Consider the following 19,806-nt stretch of genomic DNA (forward strand, 5'->3'; position numbering starts at 1 on the left):
CCGAGCGGAAGCGTTGCGCAGGGGGATGAGCGGCATGGATGCCGCGAGAGGCGTGTGGGGCCAGGGATGGCCCCTCACGCCGGGCCCCCGGCGCAATGATGGAGCGAGGGAAGTTTGGCGAAGCCAAACCCGGATGCAGGGGCAAGCGTTTTTGGTTTCTTTTTTGGCGACTGAAAAAAGAGACTCGCCGGGAGGCGAAACAGAAACTCGCAGCCCGCTCGACAATCAGCCTGGTTCAGGTGGTTCTAGCAACACTGAATGCAGACATAGCCACATGCTTTGCTAGGCGCTTGCGCCTTCCTCGATCACATAGCCGCCTGTTGGGCTTCGCTCAGCGCCAACCTACGGGAGTGCGTGGGTGTTTCGTGCAGGCAAGAAAAACCCGCCATCGAGGCGGGTCATATGGCGTCCAGTAGGATGGGGCTGCAGCACGGGCTCAGGCCTGCATCGCCCCGCCATGCACATCCATCGCCGCCTGGCGCAGGGCTTCGGAGCGGGTCGGGTGGGGGTGGCAGATCAGCGCGATGTCTTCCGCCGAGGCCGAGAATTCCATGGCCACGCAGTACTCGCCGATCATCTCGCTGACGCTCGGGCCGACCATGTGCACGCCCAGCACCTCGTCCGTGCGCTCGTCCGCCAGTACCTTCACGAAGCCCTCGGTCTCGTGGTTGATCTTGGCCCGGCTGTTGGCGGTGAAGGGGAACTTTCCGACCCGGTAGGGCCGTCCCTCGGCCTTCAGTTGTTCCTCGCTCTTGCCCACGGTGGCGACTTCCGGGCGGGTGTAGATCACGTTGGGAATCACGTTGTAGTTCACCTCGGCGCCTTGGCCGGCGATGCGCTCGATGCAGACGATGGCCTCGTCTTCGGCCTTGTGCGCCAGCATCGGGCCGGAGGTGACGTCGCCTATCACCCAGACCCCCGGCGCGCCGGTCTGGTGGCGATCGTTGGCGAGCATGCCGCGTGAGTCGGTGGCCAGGCCCACGGTCTCCAGGCCCAGGCCCTCGGTGTAGGGGCGGCGGCCGATGGCCACCAGTACGTAGTCGGCCCTGAGGGTTTCCGCCAGGCCGCCGGCGGCGGGTTCGATGGCGAGTTCCACGGCGTTCTGGTCGACCTTGGCGCTGGTGACCTTGGAGCTCAACTTGAAGCTCATGCCTTGCTTGGTCAGGGCGCGCTGCAGGGTCTTGCCGGTTTCGTCGTCCAGGCCCGGGCAGATGCGGCCCAGGTATTCCACCACCGTCACCTGGGCGCCCAGGCGGCGCCAGACCGAACCCAGCTCCAGGCCGATCACCCCGGCGCCGATCACCACCAGGTGCCTGGGCACTTCCGGCAGGGACAGGGCGCCGGTGGAGTCGAGGATGCGCTGGTTGTCGATGGTCACGCCGGGCAGTGGGGTGGGCTCCGAGCCGGTGGCGATGACGATATCCTTGGCCTCCAGGGTCTGCTGCTGGCCGTCGGCAGCGGTCACCACCACCTTGCCGGCGCCGTCGATGCGGCCCCAGCCCTTGATCCATTCCACCTTGTTCTTGCGGAAGAGGAATTCGATGCCCTTGGTCAGGGCCGTCACGCTTTCCGCCTTCTGCTTCATCATCTGCGCCAGGTCGAGGCTGGGTTTTACCTGGATGCCGAGGGTGGCGAATTCCTTGCCGGCGGCCGCCTCAAAGAGCTCCGAGGCGTGCAGCAGGGCCTTGGAGGGCATGCAGCCGACGTTGAGGCAGGTGCCGCCCAGGGTTTCCCGGCCCTCGACACAGGCCACCTTCATGCCCAGCTGGCCGGCCTTGATCGCCGCGTTGTAACCACCCGGGCCGCCGCCTATCACCACCACGTCGTATGCACTCATGGGATCTACCTCGATCGATAAGTCGAAAAGGGGAATGCAGAAGCCTAGTGGACAACCACCAGCCTTCCAGCCGGGCAACATCCTGCTTGGATTACGGTCGTAATATTATTGGGGTCATATTTCCCGTCAAGGGCGGGAGTGGAGAGGCGGGGCTTACCAGCCCAGGCGCAGGCGGCTTTCGAAGCAGCGTGGTTCGCCGCTGAGCGGGTCGTCGAAGGCCAGGCCCCGGGCCAGCAGCTTGAGGGGGCGCTGGTAGTCGTCCGGCTCGCCCTGGTCGGTGAGCCGCGGGTAAAAGCCGTCATTGCAGATGGGCGCGCCGAGGGCGGCGAGGTGCACGCGCAGCTGGTGCTTCTTGCCGGTGATGGGGTAGAGGGCGTAGCGCCAGAGGTCGCCGTTCTTCTCGATGACTTCGAGACGCGTGCGGCTGTTGGCGACGCCGTCCACCTCCTGCATGCGGAAGAACGGCTCGCTGGCGTCCAGGCGGGTTTCCCGCAGCAGCGGGAAGTCCAGGCCGGAAAGGGCGGGGGCTATGGCTTCGTAGCGCTTGTGCATCTGCCGCTCGCGAAACAGCGCCTGGTAGCGCCCGCGGCTGGCCGGGTTGGCGGAGAACAGCACCAGGCCGGCGGTGTGCCGGTCGATGCGGTGCAGCGGCACCAGGTGCGGATTGCCCAGGCGTTTGGTGAGGCGCGCCTGCAGCGTCTCCTCGACGTATTCGCCGGCCGGCATCACCGGCAGGAAGTGCGGCTTGTCGGCCACCACCAGGTGGTCGTCGACATGCAGCACGCTTTCCTCGAAGGGAATCGGCTTCTCGTCCTTCACCTCGCGGAAGTAGTGCACCCGCAGGCCGATCCGGTAGGGGTGGTCTGGGCCCAGGGGCCGGCCCTCGGCATCCAGCACCCGGCCACGCGCCATGCGTTCCAGCCAGGTCTCGCGGGAGATGGCGGGAAAGTGGGCGCAGAGGCAGTCGAGCAGGGTCGTCCAGTCGCCCTGGGGCAGGTGCAGGGTACTGGGGCGGATGTTCGGCGCGCTGGACATGGAATGTATCGACGAGTTTCAAAGGCAGGGCATTAGGCCGCAGCTAACTGACCCGAGTCAAAGGCAGAGGATAGAATGCACCGGTCGTGTGCCGGCGGGCAGGAGCCCCGCTGCGATGGGAGGCCCATCGCAGGCACACGAAAGGACATTCGTTCAAGAGAGGACCGTTGTATGTACGTCAAGCCGATTTCCCTCAGTCTCGCCCTGGCCGGCCTGCTCCTTGCCGGCTGCAGCTCGACCGACAAGCCCGCGGCGCCCGCCGCCATCGCCCCGGCCGCCGCCGAGGAAACCTCCAGCGCTGCTGCACCATCCGGCTCCTGCGATTCGGCGGCCGTGGCTTCGCTGGTGGGCAAGACCGCCAATGTCGCCCTGGTCGAGCAGGCCAAGCGCCAATCCGGCGCCGAGACTGCGCGCGTGCTGCGTCCCAACGACGTCATGACCATGGACTACAACTCCCGTCGCCTGAATATCGACGTGAATGAGACCGACGTAGTCAAGCAGTTCACCTGCGGCTAGAGCAGCCGGAGCAGCACGACGCCCAGGGCGATGACCCCGCAGGCCAGCAGACGGATCGGCGGCAGTGGTTCCTTGAGGACCAGCGCGCCGATCAGCAGGGCGAACAGCACGCTGGTTTCCCGCAAGGCGGAGACCAGCGCCACCGGGGCCCGGGTCATGGCCCAGATGGCGATGCTGTAGGCCGCCAGCGACATCGCCCCGCCCGCCAGACCCCCGCGCCAGTGCGGACCCAGCTGCAGAAAGGTGCGCGGGCCGCGGGTCAGGGCGACCACCAGCGTCATCACCAGGGCATTCACTGCGAACAACCACATCGAATAGGACAGCGCATCGCCATTGCGCCGCGCGCCGGTGGCATCGGCCAGTGTGTATCCGGCGATGAACAGCGCGGTCATCAGGGCGCAGCCCAGCAGCGAGCTATTGATGCGCGCGGCACCCCGGCCGCCACGGACCGCCATCAGCCAGATGCCGCTGACCAGCACCAGCAGTCCCAGCAACTCGCCACCGCTTAGCCTGTCTTCCAGCAGGGCCACCGACAATCCTGCCACCAGCAGCGGAGAACTGCCGCGCGCCAGCGGATAGACCTGGCCCAGGTCACCATGCTGGTAGGCACGGGCCAGGTAGCTGTTGTAGCCGATGTGGAGGAGGGCAGAGAGTCCGATCCATGGCCAGGCCGCCAGCTTGGGTGGGGCCACGAAGGGCAGCAGCGCCAGAGCGACGACCCCGGCGGCGATCTGGATCAGGGCGGCGGTGAGGAGCCGGTCCAGGCCGATCTTCAGCAGGGCATTCCAGCCGGCATGCAGCGCGGCGGCGGTGATGACCAGGAGAAAGACCGGGGTTTCCACTGTGAGGGCTGTCCTTGTGCTCTCGACGCAGGTGCGGGGAATACCGCCACATGATCGTAGGGTGCGCTGTGCGCACCGAAGTCTCCGTGCGTTGCCTGGTGCGCGCGGCGCACCCTACGCGAACACCTCCCCGCCATGGACATAAAAATGACCACGACACAGGTAAGGGCCTAGGACGCCTGCTGCATCGTGGTCACCGGGGCCTAGCACGACCCCTGAACTAGAGTTGCTTGAGCATTTCCTCCAGGTGCACGTAGTCCATATGGTGGGCCGCGGCGACGCTGCCGTTGGTGAGGCGCCCCTTGGCGACGTTGAGGCCGTGGCGCAGGTGCAGGTCATCTTCGAGGGCCTTGCGCGTGCCTTTCTGCGCCAGGGCGATGACGAAGGGCAGGGTTGCGTTGTTCAGCGCCAGGGTCGAGGTACGCGCCACGGCGCCGGGCATGTTGGCCACGCAGTAGTGCACCACGCCATCGACCACATAGGTGGGTTCGGCGTGGGTGGTGGCCCGCGAGGTTTCCGCGCAGCCGCCCTGGTCGATGGCCACGTCCACCAGCACCGCGCCGTCCTGCATCCGCGCCACCATTTCAGCGGTGACCAGCTTGGGTGCCGCCGCGCCGGGGATGAGCACGCCGCCGATGACCAGGTCCGCCGCCAGCACCTGCTCGCGCACCGTGCCATGGGTGGAATAGAGGGTGGTAATGCGGTTGCCGTAGAGAGAGTCCAGGCGGCGCAGGGCATCCACGCTCTTGTCCAGCACCGTGACGTCGGCGCCCAGGCCCACGGCCATGGCCAGGGCATGGGTGCCCACCACGCCGCCACCGAGTATCACCACCTTGCCGGGGGCAACGCCGGGTACGCCGCCGAGCAACACGCCGCGGCCGCCCTTAGCTTTCTCCAGGCAGCTGGCGCCGGCCTGAATGGACATGCGCCCGGCCACCTCGGACATGGGCGCCAGCAGTGGCAGGCGGCCATGGCTGTCGGTGACGGTTTCGTAGGCGATGCAGGTGGCGCCGGAGGCGATCAGCTCTTCGGTCTGGGGCCGGTCGGGGGCCAGGTGCAGGTAGGTGAAGAGGGTCTGCTCGGGGCGCAGGCGTGCACGTTCCTGGGTCAGCGGTTCCTTGACCTTGACGATCAATTCGCCTTTCTCGAAGACCTCGGCGGCGCTGCCGGCCACCTTGGCGCCGGCCGCCAGGTAGTCCTCGTCGGCGAAGCCGATGGCCGCCCCGGCCCTGGTCTCCACCCAGACTTCATGCCCCAGGCGGGTCAATTCGGCCACGGATTGCGGGGTCAGTCCGACCCGGTACTCGTGGTTCTTGATCTCCTTCGGCACTCCGATACGCATGGCGACCTCCAGGGTTCTTGTGTCCTTTCAACAAGTGTAGAAACCCGGCCACCGCGCCCCCGCCGAATAGTGGCGGCTTTTCAGGGAATCTCCCTGAAAAGGTCGAGGGAAACAGGGGGTCGCGTTCCCGGATTCAGCCTTCCTGGTCCTTTTGCTTGCCCCTGTGGACGCCGCCGAGCAAGTCCACTGGCAGGGGAAAGACGATGGTGGTGGTCTTGTCGTTGGCGATGGAGCCCAGGGTCTGCATGTAGCGCAACTGCATGGCGCCGGACTGACGGCTGAGCATTTCCGCGGCCTGCATCAGTTTCTCCGAGGCCTGCAGCTCGCCTTCTGCGTGGATGACCTTGGCCCGCCGCTCCCGTTCCGCCTCGGCCTGGCGGGCGATGGCACGGACCATGGATTCATTGATGTCGACGTGCTTGATCTCGACGTTGGAAACCTTGATGCCCCAGGCGTCGGTCTGGGCGTCCAGGGCATGCTGGATATCGACGTTGAGCCGTTCGCGCTCGGCCAGCATCTCGTCCAGTTCGTGCTTGCCGAGCACCGAGCGCAGGGTGGTCTGGGCCAGTTGGCTGGTGGCCATGAGGAAGTTCTCTACCTGGATGATGGCCCTTTGCGGGTCGATGACACGGAAGTAGACCACCGCGTTGACCTTCACCGAGACGTTGTCGCGGGAGATCACATCCTGGGGCGGCACGTCCAGCACCACGGTGCGCAGGTCCACCCGCACCACCTGCTGGATGGCCGGGATGATCAGCACCAGCCCCGGTCCCTTGACCTTCCAGAAGCGTCCGAGCTGGAACACCACGCCGCGCTCGTATTCGCGGAAGATGCGGATGGCCGACACCGCCAGCACGATCAGCAGGAACAGAAGGGTGGCGAAGCTCAGCGGAAAGGCCATGTTCAGTCTCCTTGGGGCGGGCGTTCGTCCGCCGTCACGTCCAGCATCAATCCATTGCGCGCCAGCACGCGCACGCGCTGGCCGCTCCTCAGGGGGGCTTCGCTGCGTACCTGCCAGCGCTCGCCCTGCAACTGCACCCAACCGCTGTATGGGTCGTTCGCGACCAGGTCGAGCAGGGTCGCCTGGCTGCCCACCAGCATGGCATCGCCGCTGACCAGCGCACGCCGGCGGGCGCGGACGGCCATGGCGATGATGCCGAAGATCAGCAGCGCACTGGCAACCGCTGTGGTGATGATCACCGACAGCGGGATGCCGAAGCCTGGCACCTCGGTGTCGATCAGGATCACCGCGCCCACCACGAAGGCGGCGATGCCGCCGAAGCCGATCACGCCGAAGCTGGGCATGAACGCCTCGGCCGCCATGAATAGGATGCCGAGCAGGATCAGGGCGATACCGGCGAAGTTCACCGGCAAGAGCTGCAGCGCATAGAGGGCGAGGATCAGGCAGATGCCGCCGATCACGCCGCCGACGCCGCTGCCGGGGTTGGAGAACTCGAAGATCAGCCCGTAGACACCGATCATCATCAGGATCAGCGCCACGCTGGGATTGGTGATTACCGCCAGTATCTGCGCCCGCCAGTCCGGCTCGCGCTGGATCAGCGGGGCACCGACGGTGGCCAGAGTGAGTTTCTGCCCGGCGATCTCGATGGTCTTGCCGTCCAGTTGCCGGAGCAGGTCGTGGACGTCGTGGGCCAGCAGGTCCACCACTTTCAGCCGTTGCGCGTCGGTGGCCGAGAGGCTGACGGACTCGCGTACCGCACGCTCCGCCCACTCGGCGTTGCGCCCACGCATCTGCGCCAGGCCGCGGATATAGGCGGCGGCGTCATTGACCTGTTTGCGGGTGAGGGTTTCCTGGTTGCTGGACTGCTCTGCCTTGTCGTCCTTCGTCTCGTCCTTGCCGCCGCTGGGCTTGTCGCCCTCCGGCTGGCCGGGCATGCCACCAATCTGCACCGGCGTCGCCGCCCCCAGGTTGGTGCCCGGTGCCATGGCAGCGATATGGCTGGCGTAGAGGATGTAGGTGCCGGCGCTGGCCGCCCGCGCGCCGCTGGGGGCGACGAAGCTGGCTACCGGCACCGGGCTGGCGAGGATCGCCTTGATGATGCTGCGCATGGAGGTGTCGAGGCCGCCGGGCGTGTCGATCTGCAGCACCACCAGTTGCGACTTGTCTTCCTCGGCGCGCTCGATGCCGCGGGTCAGGTAGTCGGCGGTTGCCGGACCGATGGGACCATCCACCGTCAGCACCGAAACGCTGCCTGCGGCCAGCAGCGTACCGGGCGACAGCAGGGCCAGGCACAGGAGCCTGCGCAGCAGACGGCGGATCATGGGGGCCTCCCGCTATGCCGTGTTCACTTACAGCATAGTTGAGGGCCTAGGTCGGGAATTTTGCTGCCTTGATGAGACTGCCCTTTGTGGGAGCGAATTCATTCGCGATGGCCGGTGGCCGGCAGGCGGCCTCTTTCGCGAATGAATTCGCTCCTACAGGGTTCCTTCCCGCAAGGTTGCTTACAACGCCGCGCGGAACAGCGGCTTGCACGCCTTGGCGATCTGCTCGATATGGCGCTGGTCGGTACCACAGCAACCACCCATCACATTCAGGTGCGGCAGGCGGTGACGCAGCTGCGCGTACTGGGCACCGAGTTCCTCGGGGTCGCCGCTGTCCAGGGCGACGGCTTCATTGAGTTCGGCGTGGCTCTTGCGCGAGGCGTTGGCGCGCAGCCCGTGGATACGTTGGACCCAGCGGCTCCCCGGCAGCAGGACATCCTCGAAGTGGTCGGGGTGGGCGCAGTTGATCATGTAGTAGGCGGGGTAGGCGGCGGTGGCGTTGTCCACTTGTTCGATGGCTTCCTTCAGTCCCTGGCCGGTGGGCAGCTTGCCGTCGGTTTCCAGGGTGAAGGAAATCGCCACCGGCATCCGTGCCTCGCGGGCCGCCAGTACGATGCCCAGGGCTTCCTCCACGTAGTTCATGGTGATGGCCGTGACCATGTCTGCGGCGGTCCCGGCGAACAGCTCGATCTGCTCCCGGTGGTACTGCTGGGCCTGGAATTCGTCCATGGCTTCATCCGGCACGTAGCCATCGCCGCGTGGGCCGATGCAGCCGCTGATGACCACTGGCGTGCGACCGCTTTCCACTTCCGCGCGCAGTTCCTCCAGCAACTGGATGGCCAGGCGATTGATCTCGGCCAGCCCCTGGGGGGTGAAGCCGAGGTGGCTGGCCCAGTCCGGGTTGGCGCGCCAGGTGGGGCTTTCCAGGATCAGGCCGGTGCCGTAATGGCTGGCGATGGCACAGTAGGCGCGGAAGTACTTGCGCAGGGCTTCCTGGCCGTCGGGGTAGTTGAGCAGGACAAAGGCGGCGAAGTCGGGCAGGGCGATGCCCTCGTGGAAAACCAGGGTGGTCTCTATGCCGCCATCAGTAAGGAACAGTTCGCCCTCCAGCTGGGGCAGGGCGCTGCGATATTGGGCCATGGCATTGCTCCGTGACCTGTGAACGTTCGCTGTCCGGAGTGACCTTGGGTCGAAGGCAGGGCGGGCAGCCGGATTGGCCTCGGGCTGGTTCCGCATTTGTTCGGGGGTGGCCCGCAGGCGCTGCGCCGGGCGGGGTTTTGCGCCCAGTGCGTAAGGAAAAAGGCTAGCACCGGAGTGGGGCTTGGCAGGGGTGGGCTGATGGGTGGGGATTCTTACTTGTGGGGGCGATTTCAATCGCTGAGCGGGACGAAGTCCCGCCCGCCGGACTTATCAGGGGCAGCTGCGCTGCCCAAAGCGAATGAATTTGCCCCCACAGGATAGGACCGGGCCGCCCGTCACTGCTCGGCGGACGCCCCGTTGCGCTGATGCCGATACGCGCTCACCGCCTCGTACACCGCCTTGCGCAGGCGGTTGATGCCACCGATGGGGCGGTGCTCGGGCAGGCCATGCCAGGGGTTGAAGGAGAGGTTGTCGCAGGCGAGGTTCTGTTCGCGGCTGTCGAAGTCCTGGGCCGGCACCTTGATCCTGGCCAGGGTCACGAAGGGCGAAATGTCCTCGTCCCATTCGACGCTGGTGTCCTCGATCGGCATGTAGTGTTCGGGGTTCTGCTGCTGCACCTGGAGGGCGAAGCAGGCCGGTACGCGGTCCAGGGACAATTGCTGGTAGAGGGCGTTGCGCAGGAAGTTGGGCAGCGCGGTGTTCTGCCCGGGCAACTGATAGGGAGGGCAGCTCTGCGGGTCGGGGATGACCCGGTATTTGATGTTCGCCTCGCCCAGCTTGTAGGGCGAGATGGAGCTGTAGGTCGTGTTCACCAAGCTATCCGGTGCGGGCGCCAGGGTCTTGAGGGCGATGATCAGGTGGCGGATTTCCCAGCTGCGCGGGTCCCAGCTGGGGAAGAAGGCGGTGACCTTCTCGCCATTGGACTGGGCGTTGAAGTTCTGCCGGTACTCGGCCACGTCGCGGACGAAGAACACCGGGTGGTTGAACATCACGAAGTCCTGTTCCCCCGTGTGCGCCGGGCTGGTCATCAGCTTCGTGCCTGGCACGTCGAGCAGCTTGATGGCCATGCCGCGGGCGTCGCGCACGCGGTCGAATTGCGGGAAGGCGTTGCCGTTGGACAGGCGCATCCAGGCCTGCCAGGTCTTCCCCGGCTCGGCGAAGACACCCGCGCGCAGGTCGCCAGCGATCTCCGGAAGCACCGTCACCTCGGCCTTCACGCAGCCGTGGGACTTGGCGTGGGCATCGCGCAACACGCGGGTGTTGTCGCGGTGCTGTTCGACGATGCGGATGGCGTCGTTGATGATGGCCTGGGTTTGCGCGGCCTCACCGGCGGGTATCACTTCGTCGGTGGACACCGGGCCGGAGAATTTCCAGCCGTAGTAGGCCTCGCCCGCCAGCCAGCCGAGCAGGCCGACCGCCAGGAGGACGAGGAGGAGCTTGCCGAGTACTCGGCCGAACCAGAGCCAGAAGCGCTTGAGCATGGGGGCGTGGGTCCTTTGTCTGCTTCAGTGGGGGCGAGCGCTCAGCCTTCGCAGGCCGGGCCGGGCGTCCACGGCCGGGCTTCGACCTGGGTTAGCTGACCTTCCAGCTGCGGGTTGCCCAGCACCTTGAGGTATTCGATCAGCGCCAGGCGCTCGTCTGGCTGCAGGAAGCGGCCGATCACACCGCCCTTGCGACAACCGTCGCGGAACTCGTGGCCCTGGTTGCCGTTGCCCTTGATGGAGGTGTCCAGCAGGAAGCTGCCGGGGAAGGCGGTCGTCTGGAAGCCGACGAATTTCGGATCGTACTCGAAGCTGCCGACATGGAACTGGCTCGCCCGTTCGGTGACCGGCGAGAACAACTGGAACAGGCTCGGCACCGAACCGTTGTGGAGGAAGGGCGGGGTGGCCCAGATGCCGTCCAGCGGGCGCGCCTTGTAGCCACGCTTCTCCTGCACGCCGATGGCCAGGCCGAAACCGTCCATGGCGGCACGCTCTTCAGCGGCAATTCCAGCCTGCTTGTAGGCCTGGTCTTCGACGAAGGCGGTGATGTACGCAAGGCCCTTGGCGCTGGAGATGTTGCTGAAATCCACCTGTTCCAGGCTGGTGCCGAACAGCTTGACGTCCAGCTTGGCCAGTTGCTCCCGGGTCCAGCCCAGCTTGCTGATATCGAAGCGGTGATCGGCGATGTTGTCGGCAGTGGTGGAGTCGGTGCCGACTATGTCGACGGGCACTATGCGCATGTGCCATTCCGGGGCGCGGCCGGGGGCCATGCGTTGCTCCGGCGGCACCACATTGGGCGCGTGGCAGTAGGCGCAGTTCTCGACGAACAGGGCGCGGCCCTGGCTCGCACGGGCCAGGTCCACCTTGCCGAGGACCGCTTCGGGCCAGGTCGGCGGGGTCAGGCGCTTGAGGGTTTCTTCCAGGGTGTGGAGGTCGCGCACGCGCACGCTCGAGGCGTAGCGATCGCCTTCCGGCACGGTGACGCCGCCGGGCTGGAACAGGTGCAGGGTGGCGCCCACGCCCAGGGCCTCGCCGATATTGCGCGCCATGGGCTGCATGGCCGAGCCGTTCCACTGCACCCAGTCGAACTTCCAGATTTCCCAGAGGTGCGGGTAGCTCACCGGGGCGTCGGCGACCCGGTAGTTGGACGGGCTGATGGCGTCGCCATAGACGCTGTTGGCGATACGGCCGAACGCGTCGGTACGGCCGAAGCCTTCCTCGGTGGGGTAGAGGCCGCGGTGGGTATCGTTCCAGGCCGTGCCCAGCAGGCGGTCGAGGACCTGCTTGAAGTCGGTGCGCAGCTGTTTCTTGCCCTCGGGGTAACGCTCGCCCAGCACCGCCTCGGCGAAGCGGCTGAACTTGAGCGGATTGTAGTAGGTGAAGGCCATGCTCATGCCCAGCGCCTGGCCGAAGCTGCCGCCGCGCAGGGTGGGCACGGTGGACGCGAGGGAGTGCAAGGCGGCGCCGCCGTCGATGCGCACGGCCTGGCCCTGGAAGCGCAGCTCGCCGGTGTGGCAGGCGGCGCAGCTGATGTCGAGGTAGTGCGTGCCGGTCTTGGCGTCCTGGTGGCGGGTCAGGCCCACGGGCAGGTTGCCGGGATTCTGCGGTGTGGCTTTCTGCTGCGGGTCGACAAGGAATCCGAAGCGCGCCAGGTACTCGGGGCGGGCGAACTTGTCGCGGGAAAAGGGCAGCTCCAGTGCAGTGAACCAGTCGTAGCGCAGGCCCTTAACCAGGGTGCCCTGGGGCGTGTAGTAGTAGGTCTGGCGCTCCTGTTCGCCCCACTGCTCGAGGTAGTGCAGCTGGCTTGGCGACTGGTAGGCGGGCAGGTTGGGGTTGGCGATGTAATAAAGGACGATCGCCAGGCCTGCCAAGAGCAGGAAGAGCGCCAGCAGAAGGACACGACGTAGGGCGCGCATCAGATACATCCTTGTAGCTTGTTTGAAATTTCCTACCTTATGCCAATCAGACTGGGTATTGGCAAGGTGCCATTACAAAAATGTCTTAAGACCTTGTGTAGAGCACCACGGCCGCGCGCTGCTTGCCCTGGCCGAACCGGCTGATGCGTTCGAACTCCCGATGGGTGACCGGCACATGTTGGCAGTCCTGCGGGCGACGCAACAGGCTGCGCTCGGCATTGGGGTCGTGGAGGTAGACGAACGTGCGGTCATAGTCGGTGACCAGCACCCAGTGGGGCGCGCGGCTGCGGCTGCGGCGGTGACCGTCCACCAGGACCAGGGGTTGTCCGCCGGCCTCCAGCAACGGCGCCAGGTCCAGATCGTCGCCGAGGTGCTGCTCTATGTCCGTATCCTGCAGCGCGTTGCAGAAGTCCTCGTGGGCCTGGCGGATGATCTCCCGCTTGCCAGGGTTGCGCACGCTTTCGAGGAACAGGGGCTCCTGCTGGCTCAGGTGCAGCCTGACCCGGTAGCCCCGGCGCCAGGCCGCCAGGGCCAGGCCGTGAGGGCTGCAGCCGCCATGTCCGCCAGGCATATGCACGCTGCTGGCTTCGCGCCAGAGGCGCACCTCGTCCTGGTGATTGCCCGGGGGGCCGCCATCCAGAGCACCCATGGCCATCATCAGGCAGGCCGGGCCGCAGGTGAATTCGGTGGTCTGGTGGTAGTAGGGGACATGCCGTTGCAGGGCCTGGGGATGGCGCGCCACGCGCTTCTCGAAGCGCAGGGCTTCGCGGTGGTCGGGGAAGAAATCCTGCAGCAGGCCCAGGTTGTTGTAGCCGTTGCGCTCGAACAGCGCCACGGCCGGGCGATGGTCGGGGCAGACCTCCAGCCGCAGGTAGGCGCATTGATGCTCGTGGGCGCTGGCTTCGGCCGCTTCCAGCAGGCGCTGGCCGATGCCGTTGCCACGGGCGCGTGGGTCGGTGGCGATGGAATGGAGCCGGGCGAAGGTACTGTCCTGGCGGAACAGCACCAGGGCATAGCCGAGGATGCGGCCGTCACCCTCGGCCACGGTCAGGCTGGCATTGGCCTCGACCATCATCCAGCGGAACTGCTGCCGGCCCAGGCGGGTGGCCTCGAAGCAGCGGCCCTCGAGCTCCGCCAGCGCCGACAGGTCGTCGAGCGTGGCGGGACGCATAAGCAGGTTCATGGCAGGTCCTGCAAGGCAGGGAAGGAATCGCCCGAGTATTGGCCCGGATTGCAACGCTGTCGAGACGTTTGCCCGGTACAGGAGCCCCGCTAAAGCTCGAAGAGGAATTGGCCTTATAGAGAAACGTTCCAAAGAACGTCAAAGTTCTTGCTAGCGTTACAAATGCCTGTTCCAACCTATTGTTTTAATTGATAAATCAAATTTTTGACGTCAAGGAAGGTTAATCTTGGAAGCCATTCCGTCCGCACCGCGACGTCTCCTGCTGGTGGATCCTTGCGACCACTGCCGGTTGATCCTTCCCCACCTCGAGGAGGCTGGCTGGTCGGTCTCCAGCCAGAGCCTGGACCAGGCCTTGGCGGCGAGCTACGACATCGGCCTGCTGCGCTTGCGCGGCGAGCACCTGGAACGCCCTGAAGGGGTCAAGCACCTGATCAGCCGCAGCGGCACCGAATGGATTGCCCTGATCGACCCGGCGAACCAGTCGGGCCCGAGCCTGGACGAATTCATCGGCGAGTGGTTCTTCGATGCCCTGGCCGTGCCGGTGGATCTGCCGCGGCTGCAGGGCCTGCTCGGCCGCGCGTTTGGCATCGCCCGCCTGCGTGGTATCGGCAATCGCCGTGGCGACCAGCACGAGCTACTGGGCCAGAGCCGGCCGTTGCGGGATCTGCGCAAGCAGCTCGCACGCCTGGGGCCGAGCGACAAGCCGGTGCTGATCCACGGCGAAAGTGGCAGCGGCAAGGAGTTGGTGGCGCGCACCCTGCACCGTATGTCGCGACGGGTGGCTGGCCCATTCGTCAGTTTCAACTGCGGCGTTCTGCCGGAACAGGAAACCAGCAACCTCCTGTTCGGGCACCAGGGCAAGCTGGCTTCGGCAAACGGCGGCACCCTGTTCCTCGATGCCATCCACGAACTGCCCTTGGGCCAGCAGGAGCGCCTGCTCGCCTGCATGCGGGGCAAGGTACTGCACCATGCCGACGGGGAAGCGGTGCCGCTGGATGTGCGAGTGCTGGCTTCCAGTCGGGAAGAGCTTGGCGATCTGGTCGAGCAGAGGTGTTTCGATCCTGGTCTGCGCCAGTGGCTGGAGCAGAACCGGCTGGTGATTACGCCCCTGCGCAAGCGCCAGGGGGATATCGCCCTGTTGGCCAGCTATTTTGCCGACCTCTACAGCCTGGAGGCCGGGCGCCGGCCCAGCCACTTCAGCGAGGAAGCCCTCGCCGCCATGTCGCGTCATCGCTGGCCGGGCAATGTGCGCGAGCTGGCCAGCCGGGTGCGGCGCGGTTATGCCCTCGCGGAATGCGGGCAGATCAAAGCGGACGACCTGGGCCTGCAGAGTGCGCCGGTGGAGGGCGCCCCGCTGGGCACGCTGGAAGACTACAAGCGGCGGGCGGAATATCAGGCGCTGTGCGATGCGCTGGCCCACTACAGCAGCAACCTCAGTCATGCCGCCAGGGTTCTGGGCGTGTCACGGCCGACCTTCTACCGGCTGCTGCACAAGCATCAGTTGTTGTAGGTGGCCCTTCTTCCTGTGGGGGCGAATTCATTCGCGAAGGGCGGCAAAGCCGCCCCATGGAAGTCCACAGGGCAGGACTTCGTCCTGCTTTGCGATTGAAATCGCCCCCACAATCTCAAGACAACAGATGCCTTTGGCTCACATCCCGTTGGCGAAGGCCGGGATGCTCATGTCGATGGCTTCGCGCACCGGCTTCAGCGCGTCAGCGTAGCGGGCGAGGATATCCAGGTCGTAGTCCATGCGCGCGCGGATACGCTGGTCGTCTTCGCTCACGGCGTCCGCTTCGTTCAGTACCTTCTCCACACCGCGGATGATCAGGTGCTCCGGCAGGTAGCAGAGGCGGCAGTTCTTGTAGCTGGACGCGCGCAGTTCGCTGATGGGGTAGCCGCCGCCGATGCCGGAGGACACGCCCACCAGCAGGCCCGGCTTGTGGGCCAGTTCGGCCTTGCTGGCGAAGATGAAGAAGTTCTTGATGGCCGGGCAGGCCATGCCATTCCACTCGGGGGCGATCACCACCACCGCATCGGCGTCTCGCAGCTGCTGCTGGTACCCGGCCCAGGGGCCGGTGTCTTCGGCCGGCCACAGGGGCAGCGGTCCCTGGCCGAGGTCGATGATGCTGCAGGAGCTGGGGCTGGCCTTGTCGAGGTCGATCAGGCGCTGGCGGATGAAGCGGGCGACCTTGCCCGATTGGCTGTTGGCGCGGCTGGAGCCGGCGATCAGGACGATGTTCAGCATCTTTGGGTTCCTTGTTGAGACCGCGGGCAGGCTAGCTGGCCGATTGCGGCTCGGCAAGGGCATGGGCGCCAGGGTGGGATAGGGACCACAGAGGATAAGAAACAGGTGATGGGCTGGCCGGCCGGCTCGGAGGGGCCGGCGCGGGTCACCCCTCTCCCGCTTGCGGGAGAGGGGCTGGGGGAGAGGGTCGCGGACCTACGCGCGGAACTGGTCCATCAACCCCTGCTGGTGGTTGGCCAGGCGGTTGAGGGCCTGGCTGACCTGGGCCGATTCCTCGGCCTGGCCGGAGAGCGACTCGGTGACGTCGCGGATGGCCGCCACATTGCGGTTGATCTCCTCGGCCACCGCGCTCTGCTCTTCGGCGGCCGAGGCGATCTGCAGGTTCATGTCGGTGATCACCGTCACCGCATCGCCGATGCGTTGCAGGGCGGCGACCGCCTGCTCCACCTGCTCGACGCTGCCCTGGGCCTGGCGGTGGCTGCTGTGCATCGAGCCGACCACTTCACGGGTGCCGTGCTGCAGGCCTTCGATCACCTGGCGGATTTCCTCCACCGAGTCCTGGGTACGTCGGGCCAGGTTGCGTACTTCGTCGGCCACTACCGCGAAGCCGCGCCCGGCCTCGCCGGCACGGGCCGCCTCGATGGCGGCGTTCAGGGCCAGCAGGTTGGTCTGCTCGGCGATGGCGCGGATCACTTCCAGCACCGAGCCGATCTGCTCGCTGCTGGCGGCGAGGCTCTGCACCTCGTCCATGGCCGCGCTCATCTCGCTGGCCAGTTGGTCGATGGCGCTGGTGGTTCGGCCGATCACGCCGAGCCCCTCGCGGGTGGCGTGGTCGGCGCCACGGGCGGCTTCGGCGGCCTGGGCGGCGCTGCGCGCAACGTCCTGGGCGGTGGCGCTCATCTCGTTGGAGGCGGTGGCCACCTGGTCCACTTCGCGGTACTGCTGCTGCATGCCGGCGCTGGTCTGGCTGGCGATGGCGGCGGACTGGTCGGCGGTGCTGCGGGCGTCCTGCACCGAGCGTTTGACGTCGGCGATGACCGGCTGCAGCTTGTCGAGGAAGCGGTTGAACCAGCCGGCCAGTTCGCCCAGCTCGTCCTGGCGGACGTAGTCCAGGCGCCGGGTCAGGTCGCCTTCGCCGCTGGCGATGTCCTTGAGCATGCCGGCGACGGCCAGGATCGGCCGGGTCACGCCCCGGGCGGTGAGCCAGATCAGCAGGAGGCCGGCGATGGCCGCGACGAGGCCGATCAACAGGCCCACCAGGTTGGCGGTCTGGTTTTGCTGGTCGAGCTTCGCTTCCAGTTCAAGGGCCGGCGCCAGCAGCACTTTTTCGGGTACTTCCAGCAGCACGCTCCAGGGCGCGGCAGTGGGGATCGGCTTGAACGGCTCCATCACCCGCAGCATGCCGTCGTGCTCCATCTGCACGGACTTGCCGGCCTGCAGGTTGCCGGTCAGTTCGCCGGCCTTGTCGCCGAAGGCCTTGTCCAGCTTGGCGCTGAGCCGGGTGGTGTCGCGGCTGTGGCCGGCGAGCAGGCCGGCGGGGCTGATGATGCTGACGTGGCCATTGCCATCGAACAGTTCGCGGTTCCCGGCCAGGCTCAGTTGCTGCAGGCTTTCCAGGCTGATGTCCAGGCCCATGACGCCCACGGTCTTGCCGTTCAGTTGCAGCGGGAAGGCGATGCTGGTCATCAGGGTCTGCTTGCCGCCGACGTTGTCGAAGTAGGGATCGAGCACACAGGCCTGGCCGGTCTTCATCGGGCAGGTGTACCAGGCGTTGTAGGGGGCGCCGCTGGGGCCGGTGCTGCTGTCGGCGAGCAACTCCTCGGTCATGGATTCGGACTCGAGCTTGCCGGGTGAGGGTTGCGACCAATAAAGGGAGAAACGGCCCTTGTCGTTGCTGCCCATCTCGGCCTGGCCTTCGAAGAGTTCGTCCTTGCCGTCCAGGGCGTTGGGTTCGAATACCAGGTAGAGACCGAGGATCTCCGGGTTGGCCTCCAGGCTGGTGCGCACCTGGCGGGTAAGGTCCTCGCGCAGGTCGAAGGCATCGAGGAAGCGCTTTTCCGCCTGCTCCTTGAGGAACAGTACCTGGCGCGAGAAGCCCTTGCCGTACTGGTAGTTGTCCATGAAGTAGCGCTGGATGCGGATCGCCTGCAGCTCCGCCCGGGCCCGCAGGCGCAGGCGCGCGCTCTGGTCGAGCATCTGGCTGCTGTCGGCTTTCACCAGCCCGGCGCTGCGCTTGGACTGGTAGAGGGACGAGCCGACCAGCAGGGTCACGATGGCCAGCAGGCAGAGGCCGGCCAACAGGGTGATCTTCCACTGGATGGACAGGCGAGTGAACGGCATGGAGTTTTCCTTCTGTCTCGTCGGAACTTCATTCGTTGTCGGCATCAGTGGCGATCTCTTGACGCAAAGACGACGAATAGCCGTGCGGAATGCACGAGGGTGCAATTTGCAGGCAAGAATTATGCACAGTCCGCCCAATATTCCGAACGCTTTTGACAGGGGGCCTCGGTTTCGGCAGAGTGCGCGCTTTTTTTCCGCGGCAGGGCCGCGGGCGGCGTGATCGGGAAACCTGAGGAGAGGCGATGAATGCGGTAGTGGCGGCGGTGGGGATAATGCTCGTCCTCAGCCTGTGCCGGGTACATGTGGTGGTGGCGCTGATCGTTGGCGCACTGGCGGGCGGACTGGTCGGCGGCCTGGGCGTGGAAGCCTCGCTGGCGGCCTTCAACAAGGGCCTCGGCGGCGGCGCCACCGTGGCGCTGTCCTACGCGCTGCTGGGCGCGTTCGCGGTGGCCATCGCGCGCTCCGGCTTGGCCCATGCCCTGGCGGACAAGGCCCTGGCGCTGGTGGGCCGGCAGGAAGCCAACGGCGGCGGCGCGCTGAAATGGCTGCTGGTCGCCCTGTTGCTGTGCGTGGCCATTGCCTCGCAGAACATCCTGCCCATCCACATCGCGTTCATCCCGCTGCTGGTGCCGCCTCTTCTATATGTACTGACGCGCCTGTCGATCGACCGCCGGCTGATCGCCTGCGTGATCACCTTCGGCCTGATCACCCCCTACATGTTCCTGCCGGTGGGCTTCGGCAATATCTTCCTGAACGAGATACTGCTGGCGAATGTGGTGAAAAGTGGCGGCGACGTTACCGGTGTGAGTGTCACCCAGGCCATGTTGATACCGGCCCTGGGCATGGTGTCCGGCCTGTTGATCGCGCTCTTCAGCTATCGCCGCAAACGCAGCTATGACCTGGAGCGTATCGCCCAGGCCGAGCAGGTGAGCGTGGCCTACAACTCGATGAGCCTGGGGGTGGCCGGCGTGGCAATCCTGGTGGCCTTCGCGGTGCAGCTGTGGCTGGACTCGATGATCATCGGCGCGCTGCTGGGCTTCGTGATCTTCTCGCTGTCGGGCGTGGTGCGCTGGAAGGAAGCCGACGACCTGTTCACCGAGGGCATGAAGATGATGGCCATGATCGGCTTCATCATGATCGCCGCCTCCGGCTTCGCCGAGGTGATGCGCGAAACCGGCCAGGTGGCGACCCTGGTGGAGACCTCGGCCGGCTGGATCGGCCACAGCAAGGCACTCGGTGCATTGCTGATGCTGCTGGTGGGCCTGCTGGTGACCATGGGCATCGGCTCGTCCTTTTCCACCGTACCCATCATCGCCGCGATCTTCGTGCCGCTCTGCCTGCAACTGGGCTTCAGCCCGCTGGCCATCGTCAGCATCGTCGGTACCGCCGGTGCCCTGGGCGACGCCGGCTCGCCGGCTTCCGACTCGACCCTGGGTCCGACCGCGGGCCTGAACGTCGACGGTCAGCACAACCATATCTGGGACACGGTGGTGCCCACCTTCCTGCATTACAACCTGCCGCTGCTGGCCTTTGGCTGGGTCGCGGCCATGGTGCTCTGATCCGCGCCGCATCTGGCGCGCCTGGTGGATTGCCTGGGCGGGCTGGTGAAGCAAGTATCTGATCGGCGATCCGCCTCTGTAGGAGCG

At 66.2% G+C, this 19,806-nt stretch carries 15 protein-coding genes; 3 read left to right on the forward strand and 12 right to left on the reverse strand.

The annotated features are described in order from the left end of the window. Nucleotides 1-436: 436 nt before the first annotated feature. Both lpdA and E8F11_RS11515 read right to left on the reverse strand, forming a co-directional pair. Nucleotides 437-1,837 carry a dihydrolipoyl dehydrogenase gene (gene lpdA / locus E8F11_RS11510; protein ID WP_280288965.1) on the reverse strand — a complete coding sequence of 467 codons (1,401 nt, stop codon included), beginning with the start codon at nucleotides 1,835-1,837 and terminating at the stop codon, nucleotides 437-439. A 153-nt stretch (nucleotides 1,838-1,990) separates the two neighbouring features. Then, nucleotides 1,991-2,872, reverse strand: coding sequence for an RluA family pseudouridine synthase (locus E8F11_RS11515; protein ID WP_280288966.1), 882 nt, complete (start codon nucleotides 2,870-2,872; stop codon nucleotides 1,991-1,993). A gap of 171 nt (nucleotides 2,873-3,043) precedes the next feature. Between E8F11_RS11515 and E8F11_RS11520 the strand changes: the two genes are divergently transcribed. Continuing rightward, a complete protein-coding gene (locus E8F11_RS11520) occupies nucleotides 3,044-3,388 on the forward strand; it encodes an I78 family peptidase inhibitor (RefSeq protein WP_280288967.1) in 345 nt (114 codons plus the stop codon). On the opposite strand, the gene E8F11_RS11525 is transcribed toward E8F11_RS11520, so the two are convergent. The 8 genes from E8F11_RS11525 to E8F11_RS11560 form a co-directional block, all read right to left on the reverse strand. Beyond that, a complete protein-coding gene (locus tag E8F11_RS11525; protein ID WP_280288968.1) occupies nucleotides 3,385-4,230 on the reverse strand; it encodes an EamA family transporter in 846 nt (281 codons plus the stop codon). The two genes, E8F11_RS11520 and E8F11_RS11525, sit on opposite strands and share 4 nt — an antisense overlap. A gap of 220 nt (nucleotides 4,231-4,450) precedes the next feature. After that, nucleotides 4,451-5,572, reverse strand: coding sequence for an alanine dehydrogenase (gene ald / locus E8F11_RS11530; RefSeq protein WP_280288969.1), 1,122 nt, complete (start codon nucleotides 5,570-5,572; stop codon nucleotides 4,451-4,453). 133 nt (nucleotides 5,573-5,705) lie between these two features. After that, a complete protein-coding gene (locus tag E8F11_RS11535; RefSeq protein WP_280288970.1) occupies nucleotides 5,706-6,473 on the reverse strand; it encodes a slipin family protein in 768 nt (255 codons plus the stop codon). Between the two features lie 2 nt (nucleotides 6,474-6,475). Then, nucleotides 6,476-7,855, reverse strand: a complete 1,380-nt coding sequence (locus E8F11_RS11540; protein ID WP_280288971.1) for a nodulation protein NfeD — start codon at nucleotides 7,853-7,855, stop codon at nucleotides 6,476-6,478. A gap of 180 nt (nucleotides 7,856-8,035) precedes the next feature. Continuing rightward, entirely contained in the window at nucleotides 8,036-8,995 is a 960-nt protein-coding gene (locus tag E8F11_RS11545) for a homocysteine S-methyltransferase family protein (protein WP_280288972.1), read from the reverse strand. 335 nt (nucleotides 8,996-9,330) lie between these two features. Further along, nucleotides 9,331-10,476: a catalase family protein gene (locus E8F11_RS11550; RefSeq protein WP_280288973.1), complete on the reverse strand. Its 1,146-nt coding sequence runs from the start codon at nucleotides 10,474-10,476 to the stop codon at nucleotides 9,331-9,333. A gap of 41 nt (nucleotides 10,477-10,517) precedes the next feature. Next, nucleotides 10,518-12,392: a di-heme-cytochrome C peroxidase gene (locus E8F11_RS11555; RefSeq protein WP_280288974.1), complete on the reverse strand. Its 1,875-nt coding sequence runs from the start codon at nucleotides 12,390-12,392 to the stop codon at nucleotides 10,518-10,520. A gap of 85 nt (nucleotides 12,393-12,477) precedes the next feature. Further along, a complete protein-coding gene (locus E8F11_RS11560) occupies nucleotides 12,478-13,575 on the reverse strand; it encodes a peptidase C39 family protein (protein WP_280288975.1) in 1,098 nt (365 codons plus the stop codon). 223 nt (nucleotides 13,576-13,798) lie between these two features. Here E8F11_RS11560 and E8F11_RS11565 point away from each other — a divergent pair, with 223 nt between their 5' ends. Further along, nucleotides 13,799-15,085, forward strand: coding sequence for a sigma-54 dependent transcriptional regulator (locus E8F11_RS11565; protein ID WP_280289002.1), 1,287 nt, complete (start codon nucleotides 13,799-13,801; stop codon nucleotides 15,083-15,085). Nucleotides 15,086-15,223: 138 nt separating this feature from the next. Here the strand turns inward: E8F11_RS11565 and E8F11_RS11570 are convergent, their stop codons facing one another. Both E8F11_RS11570 and E8F11_RS11575 read right to left on the reverse strand, forming a co-directional pair. Then, on the reverse strand, nucleotides 15,224-15,820 hold the full coding sequence (locus E8F11_RS11570) for an NAD(P)H-dependent oxidoreductase (protein WP_280288976.1): 597 nt from the start codon (nucleotides 15,818-15,820) through the stop codon (nucleotides 15,224-15,226). Between the two features lie 195 nt (nucleotides 15,821-16,015). Further along, nucleotides 16,016-18,160 carry a methyl-accepting chemotaxis protein gene (locus tag E8F11_RS11575; protein ID WP_280288977.1) on the reverse strand — a complete coding sequence of 715 codons (2,145 nt, stop codon included), beginning with the start codon at nucleotides 18,158-18,160 and terminating at the stop codon, nucleotides 16,016-16,018. A 242-nt stretch (nucleotides 18,161-18,402) separates the two neighbouring features. Between E8F11_RS11575 and E8F11_RS11580 the strand changes: the two genes are divergently transcribed. Further along, on the forward strand, nucleotides 18,403-19,719 hold the full coding sequence (locus tag E8F11_RS11580) for a Na+/H+ antiporter NhaC family protein (protein WP_280288978.1): 1,317 nt from the start codon (nucleotides 18,403-18,405) through the stop codon (nucleotides 19,717-19,719). Nucleotides 19,720-19,806: the final 87 nt, after the last annotated feature.

The sequence above is a fragment of the Pseudomonas sp. BN417 genome, from assembly GCF_029871205.1.
Lineage (GTDB): Bacteria > Pseudomonadota > Gammaproteobacteria > Pseudomonadales > Pseudomonadaceae > Metapseudomonas.